Origin of the sequence: Rhizobium freirei PRF 81 (assembly GCF_000359745.1) — a bacterium.
GTDB classification, from domain to species: Bacteria; Pseudomonadota; Alphaproteobacteria; order Rhizobiales; family Rhizobiaceae; genus Rhizobium; species Rhizobium freirei.
Window position 1 is genome coordinate 92,062 of the sequence record NZ_AQHN01000016.1, and the last position, 18,910, is coordinate 110,971.

Genomic DNA, 18,910 nt, shown 5'->3' on the forward strand with positions numbered 1-18,910 from the left:
ATTGCCAGGCCTGCAAGGCTTGCTAGAAAAGTCCGCCGGTGCATCGATAGTTTCCTCTTGCTGACGACGAGATTGCTCGAGTCCGTCTTGAATTTCGCGCTCCCGCAGACGCGGCCCCGATGAGCCGGCCTCCGGATCTCACTTGCCGTGCCCGGCAAGCCATTTCTTCATCGTGCCGATCACGCGGCAATGAAGATCGGCGTGAGCTTGTTCATAAGCTCGCTCCCGATCAGCTCGTCGTCGCTGGGTAGCCGGCTTGTTCGAGAACCCGCAAGAGAGTGTCCTCTCCCACAGACGTCACGACCTTGACCGCACGCGCGTCGGGATTGGCCTCGACCTTGGCGTTGGGATCGACTGACTGGATCGCCTTGGTGACGGACCTGGCGCAGCCGCCGCAGGTCATGCCTTCGATTTTGAGTTCCATGAAAAATCTCCTTGTGTTTGATCTCACGCCGCTCAAGGTGGGGCTTCCAGCGATGGGAAGGTCAAGTGACATCAAATAAAAAAATCGCTATTGACCTTCCCATCGCTGGAAGCCTGATCCTCCGCTCGAACTTGAATTTTGGAACGAAAAAGGAGGCGGCTATGAATGCCCCCATTCGAGCGATGGACACATCCGCTACCATATCACTGCCGATCGAGGGCATGACCTGCGCATCCTGCGTGGGCCGTGTCGAAAAGGCCCTGAAGACCGTTCCCGGTGTCGAGACCGTATCGGTCAACCTTGCCACCGAACGGGCCAGCATCACGACCAACACCACCGTCGACCGCGCCACCCTCGTCGCGACCGTCGAGAATGTGGGTTATTCCGTGCCCGCAAGGCTGGCTGCGGCCACCGGCCCGATTGAACTCTCGGTAGAGGGGATGACATGCGCGTCCTGCGTTGGCCGCGTCGAACGTGCCCTGAAGGCCGTTCCCGGTGTTACGCAGGCGGTGGTCAACCTGGCGACCGAACGCGCGACGGTTAAGGGATCCATCGATGTGGCAACCCTGATCACGGCGATCGAAGAGGTCGGCTATGAGGCAAACGTCATCACCGCTGCCGCGGGCGGGACCGAAAGCGAAGATGCCGAGCGCGCCGAGAAGAAGGAAGCCGAACGCCGCGAACTCACCCGAGATTTCATCGTCGCCGCGGTGCTGACCGCGCCGGTGTTCCTCATGGAGATGGGAGCTCACCTTATTCCGGGAGTGCATGGCCTCATCGAAGCTTCGATCGGCATGCAGTGGAGCTGGTATATCCAGTTCGCGCTGACGACGCTTGTCCTCTTCGTTCCCGGCATCCGCTTCTACGACAAGGGGCTCCCGGCGCTCTGGCGCCTTGCCCCCGATATGAACTCGCTGGTCGCGGTCGGTTCGCTTGCGGCTTACGGCTATTCGCTGATTGCGACCTTCGCGCCAGGCTTCCTGCCGCCCGGCACGATCAATGTCTATTATGAAGCCGCAGCTGTTATCGTGACGCTCATCCTGCTCGGCCGTTTGCTCGAGGCTCGCGCCAAGGGGCGGACATCCGAGGCGATCAAGCGCCTGGCCGGCCTTCAGGCCAAGACGGCGCGCGTTCGCAGGGATGGCAAGACGGTCGATCTGCCGATCGGCTTGGTCGTTGCCGGCGACATCGTCGAGGTCCGCCCCGGCGAGCGGGTTCCGGTCGACGGCGAACTGGTCGAAGGCGAGAGTTATGTCGATGAATCGATGATCACCGGCGAACCTGTTCCGGTGTCCAAGACGGTCGGCAGCGGGCTGGTCGGCGGCACTGTCAACCAGAACGGCGCCTTTGCGTTCCGCGCGACCGCGGTCGGCGGCAATACCGTGCTGGCACAGATTATCCGCATGGTCGAAGAGGCACAGGGCTCGAAGCTGCCGATCCAGGCCATGGTCGACAAGGTGACGATGTGGTTCGTGCCGGCGGTCTTCGCCGTGGCGGCACTGACTTTTGCGGCCTGGCTCTACTTCGGTCCGTCGCCTGCCCTCACCTTCGCGCTGGTCAACGCCGTCGCGGTCCTGATCATCGCCTGCCCATGCGCCATGGGTCTTGCGACCCCGACCTCGATCATGGTGGGCACCGGCCGCGGTGCGGAACTGGGCGTGCTGTTCAGCAAGGGGGAAGCCCTGCAGCTGCTCAAGGATGCCAGGGTCGTGGCTTTGGACAAGACGGGCACTCTGACAGAAGGTAAGCCAACGCTGACTGATCTGGAACTGGCCGCCGGTTTCGACCGGACAGATGTGCTGGGCCTGGTTGCGGCCGTCGAAGCCAAGTCGGAGCATCCGGTCGCCCGCGCCATCGCGGCGGCCGCCGCCTTGGAAGGTGTGGCGCTGCCGATGGTGTCCGACTTCGAGTCGGTGACGGGCTTCGGCGTGAAGGCAAAGGCGGGCGGCAAGCGTGTCGAAATCGGTGCGGACCGCTATATGGCCGAGCTTGGGTATGACGTGGGCGGATTCCGCGCTGTCGCCGAGCGGCTAGGCAACGAAGGCAAGTCGCCGCTTTACGCGGCAATCGACGGTACGCTCGCGGCGATCATCGCGGTAGCGGATCCGATCAAGGAGACGACGCCTGCGGCGATCAAGGCGATGCACGATCTCGGCCTGAAGGTGGCGATGATCACCGGCGACAACGCCCGTACCGCCAAGGCTATCGCAATGCGGCTGGGCATCGACGAGATCGTGGCCGAGGTGCTGCCGGACGGAAAGGTCGATGCGGTTCGCCGCCTCAAGGGCCAGTATGGCAAGATCGCCTTCGTCGGCGACGGCATCAACGACGCACCGGCGCTTGCCGAGGCTGATGTAGGCCTCGCCATCGGCACGGGTACGGATATCGCCATCGAGGCGGCCGATGTGGTCCTGATGTCGGGGAGCCTGCGGGGCGTGCCGAACGCCATCGCACTGTCCAAGGCGACGATCGGCAATATCCGGCAGAACCTGTTCTGGGCCTTCGCCTACAACACCGCTCTGGTCCCTGTTGCTGCCGGCGCGCTTTACCCGACCTTCGACATCCTGCTCTCGCCAGTCTTTGCCGCCGGCGCCATGGCGCTATCGAGCGTCTTCGTGCTGGGCAATGCCCTTCGGCTCCGCCGCTTCAAGCTCGCCGACTGACAATCGGATACGGCCGGCCTCATTCCTGCGGCCGGCCGTAACAATTCGGGTTGTCGCGACTATTCCGGCACGGATGCTCACGTGCCGCGCTTCATCCGCCGGGCGCGCGATCTCGAATTTCGGTCGCCGAGGTCAAGCGCCTGGACAATGGACCCGTCAATCTTCAGAGCCAACTCGCGCCGTCACGCTCAGGGACTACACACATAGAGCGTTTCAGCTTTTCTTTGAATCGTAGAAACGCTCTATCTTATTGTTTTCTTACGCATTCCGGACGGAAAACCGCTGCGCACTTTTCCTGGAAATGCTCTAGAGGCAGCGACGTCACTCATTGCTTTATCGACAGCGGTTTGCCGTTCGATACACAATTACGCTGCTGACTTGGTTCGACATTGTCCGAACGATCACGCAGCCTTGAAAGGGGCAATCGCAGCCCTGTAGTCTATGAGATCCTCGATCGTGACAAGATGAAGGCCATGCCGCTCGGCGAAGGCCTCAAGCTCGGGAAGACGGGCCATGGTGCCGTCGTCGTTCGCCACTTCGCAGATCACACCAGCAGGCGCCAAGCCGGCAAGCCTGGCGAGATCCACGGCCGCTTCCGTATGCCCGGGGCGAGACAAAACGCCATTGGGATGGGCGCGAAGCGGAAAGATATGACCGGGCCGGGCAAATTCCTCCGGGCGCGATCCATCCCTGACGAGAGCCTGAACCGTTGCAGCCCTGTCGGCGGCGGATATACCGGTCGTGGTTCCCGGGATGTAGTCGACTGAAACAGTGAAGGCGGTCTTGAGGACTTCCGTGTTGCGCGGCACCATCAGCGGGATGTCGAGCTCGTCGAGCCTTTCGCCTTCCATCGGAACGCAAATGAGACCGCGTGCATGGTTCATCATGAACGCGATCGCCTGCGGCGTGACCGCTTCGGCAGCAATCACGAGGTCGCCCTCGTTTTCACGGTCGTGATCATCGACAACGACGACGATCTCGCCCCGCGCAATTGCCGCGATCGCATCTTCAATTTTCGAAATTGCCATTTTCCTGCCTTTCAAGGGTTGCCGTTCAAAACGGCGTGCATGGCCCGTCAAAGCCACCATTTTCCCTTGGGCGAACAAGCATGTGAACGCCACCGCAAAGCGGCGCCTCCTGCATTGCTCTCTTCCATCCGGACTGTGACCGTCGGCTCCGGCATCTCACCGGATCTGCTGACCCTTCGCAGATTGCGAAGGCGCTCGCGGGCTCCGAGTTGCCTCGATACCGCCGGTGGGGAGTTACGCCCCGCCCTGAGAACATCTCTAAGATAGATGATGATCGTCTCGTTCCGCAAGAGGTTGACGGAATTTCACCTTTCGAGAATTTGGCGCACGGGGTGAAAGCACTGTTCCTCTTTGTTGAACGAAGCTAGGACATGATCAGACCGCCATCGACATTGATCGTCTGTCCGGTGATGTAGGCCGCATCGTCGCTGGCAAGAAAAGTGACGAGACCTGCAACGTCCTCTCCAGATCCGGCACGCTTCATCGGTATGCCTTCTACCCATTCCTTCATGAGTTCGCCGGGGCCGTAATTGCCTAGAAGTTTGCCCCACGCCTGGTCGTTGTAGGCCCACATGTCGGTTTCGATGATGCCAGGGCAAAAGGCGTTCACGGTAATGCCCTCGGTCGCGACTTCCTTTGCAAGGCTCTGGGTAATGCCGACGACGCCCATCTTCGATGCCGCATAATGCGGCGTGTAGATGAAGCCGTCGCGCGCCTGGCCGGAGGCGGTATTGATGATGCGGCCGCCGCGGCCATGCTTGCGCATGCGGGCGATCGCCTCCTGGGTGCAGAGGAAGACGCCCTTGGTGTTGACGGCCATGACCTTGTCCCATTCTGCCTCGGTCATATCCTCGACGCGGGCGATGGTGATGACGCCGGCATTCTGGATGGAGACATCGATGGCGCCGAAGGCCGTCTCGGCAGCGTCGTAGAGTCCCTTCACGCTGGCTTTGTCGGTCACGTCACCGACGAAGGAAATCGCTTTTCCGCCGTTAGCCTTGATCTCATCGGCGACCGCATGGACGGAATCCTCGTTGGCGGAGACCACAAGATTGGCACCCTCGCGCGCAAACCGTTTGGCGATCGCAGCGCCGATGCCGCGGCTCGCGCCGGTGATGACGACGGTCTTGTTTTCGAAGCGTTGCATTCCCTGTTCCTTTTGAGGCTACGGCCAGGCGCGGCGCGGTTCAAGGGCCGATCATCCTGCCTGCTATTTGCGACTTCAAACGGCGGCCAAGATGATCCCGGCGAACTCAGATGCCTTCAGGGACGCCCCTCCGACCAGAGCGCCATCGACGTTGGAAACGCCGAAGATCGCCTTTGCGTTCTGCGCCTTGACCGAGCCCCCATAGAGGATCCTGACACGGCGCCCATCGTCTCCCAGCCGCTCTTCGAGCATGTGCCGGATGGACGAATGCACCTCCCCGATCTGCTCGAGGGTCGGAACCAGCCCGGTTCCGATCGCCCATACGGGTTCGTAGGCGATCGTCATGTTCGAACTGGTCGCGGTATCGGGAATTGATCCCTCAAGCTGGGCGCGAACGACATCGATCGCTCTTCCCTCATCACGTTCTGCACGCGTTTCGCCAACACAGATGATGCTCGTCAGCCCTGCCTCGTGGACCGCAGCGGCCTTGCCCGCGACGGCGGCATCCATTTCCTTGTAGGCCAAGCGACGTTCGGAATGTCCGAGGATGACGAAGCGCGCGCCGATTTCGGCGAGCATCCCGGCGGAAACGTCTCCGGTATAGGCGCCTGCGGCCTGCGCGTGGCAATCCTGTGCGCCGACGGCAATCGCCGCGCCTTTGGTACACTCGACGGCCTTCTCGACCAGCGTGAAGGGCGGGCAGACGACGATGTCGCACGCCGCCTCGCCCGTCAGTCCCTTCAGCGCCTCGATCTCAGCCAGGGAGGAAGCGAGACCGTTCATTTTCCAGTTGCCTGCAATCAGCTTGCGCATGGCGTCACCAGCAGCAGAAGCCGCCGTCGACGAGCAGATCGACGCCCGTCACGAAGCTTGCGGCATTGGACAGCAGGAAGACGGCGGGGCCGACCATCTCGTCGACGCCAGCCATACGCTGCATCGGCGTCTGTTCCTCGAAGAGCTTGGTCTGATGGACCATCTCCGGACGCGTGTTCATCGGCGTCGCGGTATATCCCGGCGAGATGGTGTTGACGCGGATGCCGCGGCCAACCCACTCCATCGCCAGCGACTTCGACATATGGATCACGCCTGCCTTGGAAGCGTTGTAATGGGCCTGGCTCAGGCCGCGATTGACGATCACGCCGGACATGGATGCGATGTTGACGATCGACCCGCGCCCATTTTTCAGCATGGCGCGTGCCTCTGCCTGGCACGCCAGGAAAACGCCTTTCAGGTTGATGTCCATCAGCGTCTGGTACTGATCTTCCTCCATCTCCTCCGCGGGGTTAGCGTTGGCGATACCAGCGGCGTTGACGGCAAGCGTCAGGGCTCCAAGCTCCGCCTCGGTACGGGCAACCGCCTCCCCGAGAGAGGATTTGCTGGTGACGTCAGCCGCAATCTGGATGGAACGGTGACCGGCCGCCTTGATGTGTGAAGCCGTGTTCGCCAGGCCATCGTCGGAGCGACGATCAAGAAGTGCGACATCGGCGCCGCACTGCGCGAGACCGATTGCGATACGCTGCCCGATCCCGCTTCCGGCTCCGGTCACGAAGGCGACCTGTCCGCTGAGATCGAAAAGCTTCGGGGCATTCAGAGTGATGTCGGACACCGCTCTTCCTTTCTGTTTGTCTAGATTGTCGCGAGTTCCATGACCGAAACGTCGTTGGCCTCGTCCCGGTTCAAAATACCTGCCTGCTTGCCCTGGGCGAGCACAAGAATGCGGTTCGACACGCCGAGAACTTCCTCGAGATCGGAGCTGACGACAATGACCGCAACCCCCTGTTTCGCGAGGTTGACGATGATGTCGTAGATGCTTGCGCGGGCGCCGACGTCGATGCCTCGGGTCGGTTCGTCGAGGACGACAACCTTGGGATCACGCATCAGCCACTTTGCGATGACGACCTTTTGCTGGTTGCCGCCCGACAGGTCCGAGGCAAATTGCTCGGCACGGCCCTTGACGCCGAATTTCGCGACGGCCTTCTCGGCGAAGGCGCGCTTGACTCGCGATGTGATCCAGCGCCCGCCGAGCTTGTCGAGATTGGCGTAGATGATGTTCTCGCTGATGCGATGACCGACGACGAGGCCCTGTTCCTTTCGATCCTCGGGCACCATCACGATGCCCCTTGCGATCGCATCCGCCGGATCGCGGAGCTTGAGCTCCTCGCCCTCGAGCCTGATCGAACCGTCGCTGATCGGATCGGCGCCCGCAATGGCGCGAACAAGTTCCGTGCGGCCGGCACCGACCAGTCCGGCAATGCCGAGGATCTCACCGGCGCGAACATCGAACGTCACATCCCGGAAGGACCCGTCGGGAGAGGTCAATCCGGCAACCTGCAGCACCGCACGATCCGCCGGCTCGGGAAGAGCTGGGAACATCCGGTCCAGCGAGCGGCCGACCATGCTTTCGACGATCGTGCGAACTGGCGTTGCACTGTCGGCAAATTCCTGGACACGCTCGCCGTCGCGCAGAACGACAATGCGATCGGTGATCTGCTTGATCTCCTCCATGCGGTGGGAGATGTAGATGACGCCGACCCCCTCCGACCGCAGCTTTCTCACCTGCTCGAACAAGGCTTCCGTCTCTGCCCCGCCGAGCGCGGCGGTCGGTTCGTCGAGGATCAACAGCTTGGCATTGAGCGCCAGCGCCTTGGCGATTTCGATCAGCTGCTGATTGGCTGTCGACAGGCCAGCAACCTTTCGCGTCGCCGGAATATGCAGGTTCAGACGAGCGAGCTGTTCCTGCGCGCGCCGGACCATCTGCGGGCGATCAACGGCGCCATTCTTCATCGGCCACCGCCCGATGAAGACATTCTCGGCGATCGACAGATGCGGCAGGAGCTGCAATTCCTGATGGATCAGGACGACACCCTTATCGATCGCCTCCCGTGGGGTGGCTGGGGCATAGGGCTGCCCCAGCCATGTCATTGTTCCCTCAGAGGGCGTTCGCGACCCGGCAATGATGCCCGACAATGTGGACTTGCCGGCACCGTTTTCGCCAAGAAGCGCAACCACTTCACCCGCATAGACGTCCAGGCTGACATTCTTCAGCACCTGAAGCGGTCCATAGCGCTTGGATATGCCCCTCAGGGAAAGAACGGGCTCAGTCACGGCACACCTCCTCAGGACTTCGGCACGATTACGGATGGTTGGCGATGAAGCCTGCCACGTTTTCCTTGGTCGTCAGCGTGGCGTCCATGAGCTGCACCGCAGGCACCTTCTCACCGGCGACGAGCTTGACGGCATTGGCGACCGCATCGCGGCCCATCTTTTGCGTCTGCTGTGTCGCGGTGACGTCGAAGACGCCCTTGCTGAGCGCTTCCAGAGCCGCCGTATCGCCATCGAAGCCGCCGACTACGATCTTCTGGGATGGGTTTGCAACCTTGATCGCCTGGGCAGTGCCGAGAGCAAGCGCATCCGCCTGAGCAAACACGATCGATACATCAGGATTTGCCTGCAGCATGTTCTGCATGATCTGGAAGCCCTCATCCTGGCCCCACATGTTGGAATACTGCTCGGCAACGACCTTCACGCCGGGGCTTGCCTTCAGCGATTCCGAGCAACCCTTGCTGCGATCGACTTCGGGCGTCGTGCCCTTCTGACCGTGAATGATCACCATCTTGCCCTTGCCGCCGGCCTGCTTGAGAATGTAGTCGCAAACAGATTTGGCGGACGAGACGGAATCCGTGGCAAGGAAGGTGTCGCCCGGCGCGCCCTCGGCGTTACGGTCGACGTTGACGACTGGAATACCGGCATTCTTGGCGAGCTTTACGGGAACGCTAGCGGCCGCCGCGCCGGCTGGAATATAGATCAAGGCATCAATGTTCTGAGTCAGCAGGTCCTGAATCTGATTGACCTGGGTGGGGCCATCGCCCTTGGCATCCACGGTGACGACCTGAATGCCACGCTTCTTGGCTTCATCCTCGACGGACTGCTTGATCTGATTGAAGAAGTTTGCCTGCAGGTTTGCGACGGCCAGGCCGATCTTCTTGGTGTCTTTTGCCTGAACGGGACCCAGCGATATCGCCAGCACGGCGGCCGAGGTCAGAAGAATGTGCGCAAGTTTCATTTCATTTCCTCCTTTTTTGCAATGAACCCTTGGGTAGTCCTCCCCCTCGGGCAAATGATCCGCTCCAAACCTTATCGGAGAGGAAATCGTTAGGGTCCGCCGGACGCGGACCCGAATGTCAGGCCCGCCGCCTGCGGATCGTCTCGGCACCGACCGCAAGCACGATGACGATGCCGATGATGACCTGCTGCAGGAATGGCGAGACGTTGAGCAGATTGAGGCCGTTGCGCAGGACCCCGATGATCAAGACGCCGATGAGCGTGCCGCCGATACCGCCAGACCCACCGGAAAGAGAGGTTCCACCGATAACGACAGCCGCAATCGTGTCGAGTTCATATCCAAAGCCGCTCGATGGCTGAACCGAGTCGAGGCGCGCCGCCAGCACGATACCGGCAAGACCGGCAAGCACTGCGCTTGCGACATAGACGGCGATCGTCACGAGCTGGACATTGATACCGGCAAGACGGGCAACTTCCGGATTGCCGCCCACGGCATAGAGCATGCGCCCCTCGGAGCGGAAATGCAGGAACACCCAGGCTGCCGCGACAACGGCCAGCATTAGAAAGACCGTCGCGGTCAGCACGCCGAAATGGCGATCGATCGCGAGCATCATGAACCAGTCGGGAAATCCGACGATCTGCTGTCCATCCGTGATCATGTTTGCAACGCCGCGCGCAGCCGACATCATCGCCAGCGTCGCAATGAAAGCCGGAACTCTGAACAGGGTCACGAGAAGTCCGACAATCAGCCCGCTGAGCGCGGAGGCGACAAGCGCGACTGCAACCCCCGCGACAAGCGGCAAGCCGGCAATATTCGCAGTCCAGCCCATGACCATCATGGCGAGCGCAAGGACCGAACCGACCGAAAGGTCGATGCCGCCGATCAGAATGACGAACGTCATGCCCACGGCCATGATCCCAAGCACGGTAATCTGGTCGAGAATGTTAAGGCCGTTGCGGAGCGAGAGAAACGCATCTGTGCTGAGGCTCAGGAAAACGCAAAGAGCGAGCAATCCGACGAGCGGTCCGGTAGCGCCGCTGAGCTTGCTCAGCCATGTCACCGACGGACGGCTCCGTTCATTGACGTTGATCGCCACCATCATTCCTCCCTGGAGCTTAAGGCTGGCCACCAGTATCCGGCCATTAATTTTCAAGCTAGAATATTTATTCACATATGCTGGAAAATTCATTACCAACTCGTTTTAATGCTGTCAACCGGGTCTCTGCAATCATATTCGGCAATTAGTCACTTCCAGGGGCTTGACTAACGGCCTTTTAATGCAAAAATATAAATAGATGAATAATTATTCACACGAGGAAACGATGGAGCATTCCGAACTTGAACGTGTTGCGCGTCAGATACGTCTGCGAGATCTTCAGGCAGTCTATGAGGCAGGCGCCGGGCATATTGGCGGCGAAATGTCCGTGATCGATCTCCTGACCGCGTTGTACTTCCGCGTGCTGCGCGTCTGGCCGGACCAGCCGAAACATCCTGATCGGGACAGGTTTGTGCTTTCGAAGGGGCATACCGCATGCGCGCTCTATGTCACCCTGGCGAAACGCGGCTTCATTCCGGAAGAGGAAATCTCGACATTTCTGAAGCCGCATTCGCGGCTTAACGGTCATCCCAATTGCAACAAGGTGCCGGGAGTCGAAACCAATACAGGCCCGTTGGGGCACGGCCTACCGGTCGCGGTCGGCATGGCCAAGGCCGCCAAACTGTCCGGCGCCAGCTACCATACCTACGTGATCACCGGCGACGGTGAGATGCAGGAGGGCTCCAATTGGGAGGCGATCATGGCCGCGGCGCAGTTCCGCTTGGACAATCTCACCCTGATTGTCGATCACAACCGGTTCCAGCAGGGCGCAGCACTTTCGGATACGAACGACATCGCTCCGCTTCGTCCGAAACTCGAGGCCTTCGGCTGGGACGTCAGCGAAATCGACGGTAACAACATGCGCGAAGTCGTCCCCGCACTGGAGCATCGTAGTGATCGGCCCCATTGCATCGTGGCCCACACCAACAAGGGACACGGAATTTCTTTCATGCAGGACCGTGTCGACTGGCACCACAAGGTTCCGAACAAGGAACAATACGAAGTCGCATTGGCAGAATTGTCGGAGGCACTCTAATGAACGCGCCCGTGAATGCACCCAAGCTCCATGACTGCCGAGACGCCTTCGCATCGACGCTCGAACGCCTTGCCGCCGAGAACGAAACGATTGTGGCGGTCTGCAACGATTCAGTCGGATCCTCGAAGCTTGGTGGCTTCAAGTCGAAGTTTCCCGAACGTCTGGTCAATGTCGGCATCGCCGAGCAGAACATGGTCGGCGTCGGGGCGGGTCTGGCCAATGGCGGACGCCTTCCCTATGTCTGCGGCGCCTCGCCGTTCCTCACAGGCAGATCGCTGGAGCAGATCAAGGCCGACATCTCCTACTCGAATGCCAACGTCAAGCTCGTCGGCATCTCGTCCGGAATGGCCTATGGCGAGCTCGGCCCGACCCATCACTCGATCGAGGATTTCGCCTGGACGCGCGTTCTGCCCAACCTTCCGGTGATCGCACCCTGCGACCGCATCGAGACGGCAGCCGCGGTGGAATGGGCGGCAAGCTACAATGGCCCCTGCTTCCTCCGTCTTTCGCGCGTCGGCGTACCGGACCTGCTGCCGGAAAACCACAAGTTCGAACTTGGAAAGGCCAATCTTCTGCGTGAAGGTTCCGATGTCACGTTCATCGCAAACGGGACGCTGACCCATCGCATGATGAAAGCAGCCGATATTCTCGCGGAGCATGGCATAAGGGCCAGGGTGCTCAATCTCGCCACGGTCCGCCCGATCGACGAGGACGCCATCATCGCGGCGGCCAAGGAGACCGGCGCGATCGTGACCGCGGAAGAGCATTCGATCTTTGGTGGGCTGGGATCGGCCGTGGCCGAGGTTGTCGTCGACAATGCCCCGGTCCCGATGACGCGCCTCGGTGTTCCCGGCATCTACGCGCCGACCGGCTCGGCGGAGTTCCTGCTCGACGAATTCGGCATGGCTCCATTGGCTATTGCAGACGCCGCCCGAGCGCTTATCAAGCGCAAGTAGGCGAACAGCGCGCATTCGAGCCGGGAGGATTACTGCCCCGGCCCTATCATCAGTGGAGGATATAATGCGGGCCATTCTGGCAATCGACCAGGGGACCACCAATTCCAAGGCTGTCCTGGTTTCGGAGAGCGGAGACATTATCGCCAGAGGCTCTGCTCCGGTGGGCATCTCCTATCCCGAACCCGGCTGGGTCGAACAGGATCCGAACCGGATTTATGCTTCGGTCTGCGAAGCGATCGACCTGTGCCTGCAAGCCGCGCCCGGTTCGACAATCGAAGCGATAGCGATCTCCAACCAGCGGGAATCCGTCACAATTTGGGATGGCGAAACGGGCAAGGCGCTTGGACCGGTGCTCAGCTGGCAGTGCAGACGCACGGCACCCGATTGCCAACGCCTGATCGCCGATGGCCATTCGGAGCACGTCGAGGCTCTGACAGGCTTGCCGCTCGATCCGATGTTTCCAGGCCCGAAGTTCCGATGGCTTCTCGATCGCGTCGGGCAGGGGCGGAAGATCCGCATCGGTACGATCGATAGCTGGCTCGTTCATTGCCTTACCGGCGGCCGCAGGCATGCATGCGATGCCTCGAATGCAGCGCGAAGCCAGTTGTTCGGCCTTGAAGCCCAAGCCTGGAGCGAGGAGCTGGGTGCAATTTTCGGGGTCGATATCCGGCTCCTTCCGGAGGTGCTCGATAGTTCCGCGGACTTCGGCACCACGCATGGTCTTGCCGGCGTGCCGGACGGCACGCCGATCAGATCGGCCATTGGAGACAGCCATGCTGCTTTGTTCGGCCACGGCGCCTTCAATCCCGGCGACGGCAAGGCGACCTTCGGAACCGGGTCATCGGTCATGACCACCCTTCCGCGCTTCATTGCGCCGCGCAACGGCATCACCACCACGGTGGCCTGGCGCATCGCCGGGCAGCCGACTTTCGCGTTCGAAGGCAACATCCTTGTCTGCGCCGCGAGCCTGCCATGGATGGCCGGCATTCTGGGCCTTCCGGATGTTGCGTCCCTTGTCGACCTTGCGGCGACCGCAGAGCCGGGCGGCCCGGGATTCGTCCCCGCCTTCGTCGGGCTGGGTGCGCCCTACTGGAACTCCGACGCGCGTGCTCTCTTCTCGCAGATCAATTTCAACACCACCCGCGCGCAAATGGCGCGCTCGGTCACCGACTCGATCGCTTTCCAGGTTCACGACGTGATTACGGCGATGCGGGCACAAAGCGGCGGCGAACTCGGCACGCTTTATGTGGACGGCGGGCCGAGCCAGAATCGTTTTCTCATGCAGTGCGTGTCGAACCTGGTAAAACACGCCATCATCCAGTGTGAGGCACCGGAGGCGTCAGCGCTTGGAGCAGCCTATCTGGCGGGTCTGTCGATCGGCCTGTGGCCGGATCTCGATGCTATCGCGGCACTTCCGAGAAACACCGAAGTCATCAAGCCCGAAAACATCGACAGTGCACTCCTCCTGAACAAGTGGAATGATGCACTGACCCGCTCGACGTTGCCGCTAACTCCGGTTAAAGGTGAATAAAAATTCACCCCGGGATCAACGATGGCTCGCCTTAACGAACTCCGCCTCATCTCAAGAGTTGCCCAGATGTACCACATAGAGGGGAAACGGCAGGCGGAGATCGCGCAGCACCTCCGTCTATCGCAGGCAACCGTATCGCGAATGCTGAAGCGGGCCGAAGCGGAAGACATCGTGCGCACAAGCGTCATCCCGCCCGTGGGCACCTACAGCGAACTCGAAGGAGCGCTTCGCGAGAAATACGGCCTCCCCGAAGCCATCGTCGTCGAATGCACCGAAGACAGAGACGGCGCCATCATGGCCCGGATCGGCGAAGCTGCCGCTCATCTTCTGGAGGTCACGCTGGCGCCCGGCGAAATCATCGGCGTCTCAAGCTGGAGCCAGACGATCTTCAGGATGGTGGAAAACATCCATCCCCAGAAGAGCGCCCAGGCCAAATATGTCGTTCAGACGCTTGGAGGCATGGGCGACCCATCGGTCCAGACGCATGCCACTCAGCTGACCACCCGCCTTGCACGGCTGACCGGCGCGGAGCCGAAACTTCTTCCGGTACAGGGCGTCACGACCTCGCGCGAGGCCAAATTTTTGATGCAGGCGGATCCATTCGTGCGGGAGACGATGGATCTCTTCGGCAGCATCACGCTCGCCATCGTCGGCATCGGAGCCGTCGAACCGTCGGAGCTGCTTGCGAGGTCCGGCAACATATTCTCATCGCGGGAGCTTGCCGACCTCGCCGAGGCCGGCGCGGTCGGCGATATATCGCTGCGGTTTTTCAACAAGGACGGCAAGCCCGTAAAGACACCGCTTGACGAGCGCGTCATCGGCCTTCCGCTCGAGGATCTCGAACGGGTTGATCGGGTCATCGCGCTTGCTGGCGGCGCAAAGAAGACAGCTGCGATCGCCGGTGCCCTGAGGATCGGAGTTATCGACATGCTGATAACGGACAAGTTCAGCGCCGAGCGCTTGATCGAGTCGTAAGGTCGGCTGTCAAGCTGGGTTTGCTCAGGCGATTGAGACCGCCGGCATTGCTTGGCCAACCGAGCTATGCCAGTCGGCAGGTCAACCCAATGAGCCCGGCCCAGAGGCGGGAACAACATCTCTCCCCGGTTCCGATGGCGGGATAACCGAGACGGAATTGGGTATTGAAGGCCGAAGCTCCGACCAGAGCATTTCCAGGAAAGTGCGCAGCGGTTTTCCGTCCGGAATGCGTAAGAAAACAAGAAGATAGAGCGTTTCTGCGATTCAAAGAAATGCGGAAACGCTCTAAGAGCGCAGCGAATTGAAATGCTGCATCATACGCTCCGCCACCGGACGGATGCCGGTGAACAGTTCGAAAGCTTTCACCGCCTGGAACACCGCCATGCCGCCGCCGTCGAGAACGCGGCATCCTCTTGCATTTGCAAGCTTCACCAATTCGGTTTCGATTGGGAAATAGACGATTTCCGCGACCCAAAGGCGATCGGATAGAAGTTGCGCGTCGAGCGGTAACCCTGGATGCGCAGCCATGCCTGTTGGCGTTGCGTGAACCAGACCATCAGCAACATCCAGGGCCGCGGCAAGATCACGACCAACCGAGAAACGGCATGCATCGTGTGCCGGCTGCAGCTGATCCACGAGCGCCTTTGCCCGTGCGGCGTCCGGATCGAATATCTCGATGGAATTCGCGCCCATCTCTGCCACGGCATGTGCGACGGCAACGCCGGCACCACCCGCTCCCAATTGCACGACGCGCTCGAGCGAAACGCCGCTCAGTCCGCGCCTGAAACTTTCGGCGAACCCCCACCAATCGGTATTGTGGCCGACCCTGCGCCCACCCTGAAACACGATTGTGTTGATGGATCGCAGCGTCTGGGCATCGGGCGACAGTTCGTCCACCAGCGCGGCAGCCGCCTGTTTGCAGGGATGAGTAATGTTGAGGCCGGCAAAGCCCTGCGCTTCAGCCTCGGCGACAAGGGCCGGCAGGTCCGATACGGAGAGGCCACGGACTTCCAAGTCGATGAGATCGTAACGATAGGATAGGCCGCAATGCTCGCCTTCGCGCATATGCATGGCCGGTGTCAGCGAACGGCCTATGCCTGCGCCGATCAAACCAACATGAAGCTGGCGCGGAACAACGACGGCTTGATTATTCAATGTTTCCTCCCGAGCGGCAAATTGAAGCCTGCCAGATGCTTGGCTCCAAAATGTACGAACTAGTCCGTAAAGTCAAGATTAGCTATGCTTTCCTACCGCGATAGAAATCGCCTGAGCAATTCAAACGGCTCTGCTCACCGTCAGCTCATGTCGGAGGGCGGACTTTTCAGAAATGCAAGAATGGCATCAATTATCAAAGACTTATGTCTTGTCTTCAACGCCTCGGAGGAAAGGTCCCGCTCGAAGATCGCCCCGAAGGTGTAACGATTGGAAACGCGAAAGAAGCATTGGGCGCTGATCATCATGTGCAAATCGACGGGATCCACCGGACGCAGGAAGCTGCCATCGGCATAGCCCCGTTCGAGGATCCGCGTGATGATATCGATGACTGCGATGTTCATCTGCGACAGGACGGCCGAACGCTTCATATGTTCAGCGCGATGGATATTCTCGATGCTGACCAGGCGGACAAAATCCGGATTTTGATCATCGTGATCGAAGGTACTTGCGATCAGCTGAGCCATTGCCTGAATGGGCGGCATATTTTCGAGATCAAGCTCGCTCTCAAGGGTGCGGATCTTCGTATAGGCTTGCTCAAGAACGGCGAGATAAAGCCCTTCCTTGCTGCCGAAATAATAATAGATCATACGCTTGGACGTCTTGGTGCGCTCGGCGATCTCGTCGACGCGCGCACCGGAAAAGCCAGCTGCGACGAATTCTTCGGTGGCGATCTTGAGTATATTTTCCTTGGTCGCGTCTGGATCGTTCTTTCGCGTAAGGCGCTCGATCTTGGCCACTTGCACTTTCGTCATGCCTTGCTCGTCTTCCCGGGTCTGTCCCCTGCCCTTCATTGAAGATCAAAGCTTTAACACAGGCCCCATGCGAATGGGGAGAGCCTAAAGTTTCGGCAGACCAATCGGCCGCAGATGCCGCCTTAGCGCGGCTATGCGAAATATGGCATTTGCCGCGCCATACCCACGATAGCCGCTACGCTGGACGATTTCGAAGAAGAAGCCTTCGCCATAGGTCGGGCTATAGAGTTGGAAATATTCCCCGTGGTCGTCGCGATCATAAAGGATATTGTGGGCCTTCAGGCGATCCGTGAAAGCCGGATCCAGGCCGAACCTTGCCTCCAGATCGTCGTAGTAGTTGGGTGAGATCGCCAGCGTGTCAAAACCATTGGCCGACAAGGCAGCAGCCGTTGCGAAGATATCATCGGTCGCGAAGGCAAGATGCTGAATACCCGAGCCGAAAGTCTCGGCGATGAAATGGCCAGCCAGGGTATTGCGATTTTCCGCACCATTCAGTGTGATGCGCAACGTGCCCGAGGCATTTTCGACGACCTGACTGCGAACGACGCCGGCCGGATCGATAATGTCGACCATCGGCGTCTTATGCGCCTCAAGGATCGCAGTATAGAACAGCAGCCAGGTCAGCAGTTCCTCGTATTTCATGGTCTGTGCAACGTGATCGATCCTCGTCAGTCCGACCGGGCGAAGATCGGCATCGTCGTCGACTGGGTCGAATTCAATCTCCCATATGCGTGCGAGCCTGCTCCTGCGGTCAAGGAAATATAATATGCCGCCGCCAACGCCCCGTACGGCCGGCATTTCGATCTCGCCCGGATTCAACGGCTGCTCAAAGGGTTCGGCGCCAAGGGCCACGGCCCGGGCAATCGCCGCCTCGGCATCGTCCACCCACAACCCCATCGCATAGGCCGACTGCCCGTGCAAAGCATAGGAGGCGCCGGCAAACCCATCGGGATCGGTATTGACGACAAGATTGATATCGCCTTGCCGGAAGACGTCGACGCGCTTGGTCTTGTGGCGCCCAACATGGCGAAAACCCAACGCCCGCAGTCGATCGGAGAGAATAGGTGCCTCGGCTTCATCGACGGTAAATTCGACAAAGGCAATGCCGTCCGCGACGGCGCGCGCCGGCATTGGCGGCAAGGTAAGGCTGCTATTCCCCGCGCGGCGAACCTGGTCGCCGAGATAGATGAGTGAACGCCGGCCATCGACGGCGATGGCGGCTGGCGAGCCACCGCGAAACTGATCGTTAAAAATCTCCAGCGAGAGATAGCCATCATAGCCGGTCGCCGCCACCGCGTTCATGAAATCGAGCACAGGAAGGTCGCCCTCCCCCGGCATATTGCGGAAATGGCGGCTCCAATAGAGCAGATCCATATCGATCAACGGCGCATCGGCAAGTTGAATGATAAAGATCTTCTCCTTCGGAATCGACCGGATCGAATTGACATCGATCTTTCGCGACAGCGTGTGAAAACTGTCGAGAATGAGGCCGATATTCGGATGATCGGCCCGCCGCACGATCTCCCAGGCATCGCGGTGATCGTGAATGTGCCGCCCCCAGGCAAGCGCCTCGTACCCGACATGCAGGCCGCGCTTGGCCGCCCTTTCGCCGAGTTCGAAGAAATCGGCCGCTGCGCGATCGACGCCACCCAGCGCAGCCGAAGACACATTCGAGCATACCAGCACGAGATCGGTGCCCATCTCCTGCATCAGATCGAACTTGCGTTCGGCGCGGTCGAAGGTTCGCGTGCGCAGGGGTTCAGGCATGCCCTCGAAGTCCCGGAACGGCTGAAAGAGCGTAATTTCCAGCCCATGATCCCTGACCATCTGGCCGACCTGGCGGGGCGATTCATCGAAGGCGAGGAAATCATTCTCGAAGATTTCCACGCCATCGAAGCCGGCGCTGGCGATGGCCTCGAGCTTCTGCTTGAGGTCACCACTGATCGAAACGGTCGCGATTGAGGTTTTCATCGTATCAACTCATCCTTTCGGCGACTTCCAACAATTTCGTCCGCGATCGCGCA

General features: G+C 60.2%; 16 protein-coding genes and 1 riboswitch. Of the genes, 5 read left to right on the top strand and 11 right to left on the bottom strand.

From position 1 onward, the window contains the following. Window positions 1–229: 229 nt before the first annotated feature. Complete coding sequence (locus tag RHSP_RS07005; protein WP_004111314.1) at window positions 230–424, bottom strand: heavy-metal-associated domain-containing protein; 195 nt, start codon at window positions 422–424, stop codon at window positions 230–232. 161 nt (window positions 425–585) lie between these two features. On the opposite strand from RHSP_RS07005, the gene RHSP_RS07010 reads away from it, so the two are divergent. Further along, the gene (locus RHSP_RS07010; protein ID WP_004111316.1) at window positions 586–3,087 is read left to right on the top strand and encodes a heavy metal translocating P-type ATPase; all 2,502 of its coding nucleotides are present in this window, start codon (window positions 586–588) and stop codon (window positions 3,085–3,087) included. 401 nt (window positions 3,088–3,488) lie between these two features. Here RHSP_RS07010 and ribB read toward each other — a convergent pair whose 3' ends face one another. The 7 genes from ribB to RHSP_RS07045 all read right to left on the bottom strand — a co-directional run bounded on the left by ribB (window position 3,489) and on the right by RHSP_RS07045 (window position 10,424). Then, a complete protein-coding gene (gene ribB, locus RHSP_RS07015; protein WP_004111318.1) occupies window positions 3,489–4,115 on the bottom strand; it encodes a 3,4-dihydroxy-2-butanone-4-phosphate synthase in 627 nt (208 codons plus the stop codon). A gap of 112 nt (window positions 4,116–4,227) precedes the next feature. Next, a riboswitch (FMN riboswitch) is annotated at window positions 4,228–4,373 on the bottom strand. A gap of 106 nt (window positions 4,374–4,479) precedes the next feature. After that, window positions 4,480–5,262, bottom strand: coding sequence for a glucose 1-dehydrogenase (locus RHSP_RS07020; protein WP_004111321.1), 783 nt, complete (start codon window positions 5,260–5,262; stop codon window positions 4,480–4,482). Window positions 5,263–5,337: 75 nt separating this feature from the next. Beyond that, window positions 5,338–6,075 carry a triose-phosphate isomerase gene (gene tpiA, locus RHSP_RS07025; protein WP_004111324.1) on the bottom strand — a complete coding sequence of 246 codons (738 nt, stop codon included), beginning with the start codon at window positions 6,073–6,075 and terminating at the stop codon, window positions 5,338–5,340. 4 nt (window positions 6,076–6,079) lie between these two features. Further along, entirely contained in the window at window positions 6,080–6,868 is a 789-nt protein-coding gene (locus RHSP_RS07030; protein WP_004111327.1) for an SDR family oxidoreductase, read from the bottom strand. A gap of 20 nt (window positions 6,869–6,888) precedes the next feature. After that, window positions 6,889–8,367 (bottom strand): sugar ABC transporter ATP-binding protein, encoded by a 1,479-nt coding sequence (locus RHSP_RS07035; protein WP_037150168.1) that lies wholly within the window; start codon window positions 8,365–8,367, stop codon window positions 6,889–6,891. A gap of 28 nt (window positions 8,368–8,395) precedes the next feature. Continuing rightward, a complete protein-coding gene (locus tag RHSP_RS07040) occupies window positions 8,396–9,325 on the bottom strand; it encodes a sugar ABC transporter substrate-binding protein (protein ID WP_004111332.1) in 930 nt (309 codons plus the stop codon). A 118-nt stretch (window positions 9,326–9,443) separates the two neighbouring features. Beyond that, window positions 9,444–10,424, bottom strand: coding sequence for an ABC transporter permease (locus tag RHSP_RS07045; RefSeq protein WP_004111334.1), 981 nt, complete (start codon window positions 10,422–10,424; stop codon window positions 9,444–9,446). A 223-nt stretch (window positions 10,425–10,647) separates the two neighbouring features. Between RHSP_RS07045 and RHSP_RS07050 the strand changes: the two genes are divergently transcribed. The 4 genes from RHSP_RS07050 to RHSP_RS07065 all read left to right on the top strand — a co-directional run bounded on the left by RHSP_RS07050 (window position 10,648) and on the right by RHSP_RS07065 (window position 14,919). Continuing rightward, the gene (locus RHSP_RS07050; protein WP_037150172.1) at window positions 10,648–11,457 is read left to right on the top strand and encodes a transketolase; all 810 of its coding nucleotides are present in this window, start codon (window positions 10,648–10,650) and stop codon (window positions 11,455–11,457) included. Further along, window positions 11,457–12,413, top strand: a complete 957-nt coding sequence (locus tag RHSP_RS07055; protein WP_037150175.1) for a transketolase family protein — start codon at window positions 11,457–11,459, stop codon at window positions 12,411–12,413. The genes RHSP_RS07050 and RHSP_RS07055 overlap by 1 nt, the downstream gene beginning before the upstream one ends. A gap of 64 nt (window positions 12,414–12,477) precedes the next feature. Continuing rightward, window positions 12,478–13,944, top strand: coding sequence for an FGGY family carbohydrate kinase (locus RHSP_RS07060; RefSeq protein WP_004111339.1), 1,467 nt, complete (start codon window positions 12,478–12,480; stop codon window positions 13,942–13,944). A 21-nt stretch (window positions 13,945–13,965) separates the two neighbouring features. After that, entirely contained in the window at window positions 13,966–14,919 is a 954-nt protein-coding gene (locus RHSP_RS07065) for a sugar-binding transcriptional regulator (RefSeq protein WP_037150179.1), read from the top strand. 285 nt (window positions 14,920–15,204) lie between these two features. Here the strand turns inward: RHSP_RS07065 and RHSP_RS07070 are convergent, their stop codons facing one another. From RHSP_RS07070 to RHSP_RS07080, 3 genes are all read right to left on the bottom strand, one after another. Further along, the gene (locus RHSP_RS07070; protein ID WP_004111343.1) at window positions 15,205–16,074 is read right to left on the bottom strand and encodes a shikimate dehydrogenase; all 870 of its coding nucleotides are present in this window, start codon (window positions 16,072–16,074) and stop codon (window positions 15,205–15,207) included. A gap of 140 nt (window positions 16,075–16,214) precedes the next feature. Continuing rightward, entirely contained in the window at window positions 16,215–16,886 is a 672-nt protein-coding gene (locus RHSP_RS07075; protein WP_004111345.1) for a TetR/AcrR family transcriptional regulator, read from the bottom strand. An 84-nt stretch (window positions 16,887–16,970) separates the two neighbouring features. Next, window positions 16,971–18,857 carry a bifunctional sugar phosphate isomerase/epimerase/4-hydroxyphenylpyruvate dioxygenase family protein gene (locus RHSP_RS07080; RefSeq protein WP_004111346.1) on the bottom strand — a complete coding sequence of 629 codons (1,887 nt, stop codon included), beginning with the start codon at window positions 18,855–18,857 and terminating at the stop codon, window positions 16,971–16,973. Window positions 18,858–18,910 lie beyond the last annotated feature (53 nt).

Excerpts from the sequence above, each read along its gene's own strand:
- RHSP_RS07075 (WP_004111345.1), bottom strand. The coding sequence starts at position 16,886 with ATGACGAAAGTGCAAGTGGCCAAGATCGAGCGCCTTACGCGAAAGAAC.
- RHSP_RS07055 (WP_037150175.1), top strand. The coding sequence starts at position 11,457 with ATGAACGCGCCCGTGAATGCACCCAAGCTCCATGACTGCCGAGACGCC.
- RHSP_RS07010 (WP_004111316.1), top strand. The coding sequence starts at position 586 with ATGAATGCCCCCATTCGAGCGATGGACACATCCGCTACCATATCACTG.
- RHSP_RS07020 (WP_004111321.1), bottom strand. The coding sequence starts at position 5,262 with ATGCAACGCTTCGAAAACAAGACCGTCGTCATCACCGGCGCGAGCCGC.
- tpiA (WP_004111324.1), bottom strand. The coding sequence starts at position 6,075 with ATGCGCAAGCTGATTGCAGGCAACTGGAAAATGAACGGTCTCGCTTCC.
- RHSP_RS07040 (WP_004111332.1), bottom strand. The coding sequence starts at position 9,325 with ATGAAACTTGCGCACATTCTTCTGACCTCGGCCGCCGTGCTGGCGATA.
- RHSP_RS07005 (WP_004111314.1), bottom strand. The coding sequence starts at position 424 with ATGGAACTCAAAATCGAAGGCATGACCTGCGGCGGCTGCGCCAGGTCC.
- RHSP_RS07065 (WP_037150179.1), top strand. The coding sequence starts at position 13,966 with ATGGCTCGCCTTAACGAACTCCGCCTCATCTCAAGAGTTGCCCAGATG.
- RHSP_RS07050 (WP_037150172.1), top strand. The coding sequence starts at position 10,648 with ATGGAGCATTCCGAACTTGAACGTGTTGCGCGTCAGATACGTCTGCGA.
- RHSP_RS07045 (WP_004111334.1), bottom strand. The coding sequence starts at position 10,424 with ATGGTGGCGATCAACGTCAATGAACGGAGCCGTCCGTCGGTGACATGG.
- RHSP_RS07060 (WP_004111339.1), top strand. The coding sequence starts at position 12,478 with ATGCGGGCCATTCTGGCAATCGACCAGGGGACCACCAATTCCAAGGCT.
- ribB (WP_004111318.1), bottom strand. The coding sequence starts at position 4,115 with ATGGCAATTTCGAAAATTGAAGATGCGATCGCGGCAATTGCGCGGGGC.
- RHSP_RS07080 (WP_004111346.1), bottom strand. The coding sequence starts at position 18,857 with ATGAAAACCTCAATCGCGACCGTTTCGATCAGTGGTGACCTCAAGCAG.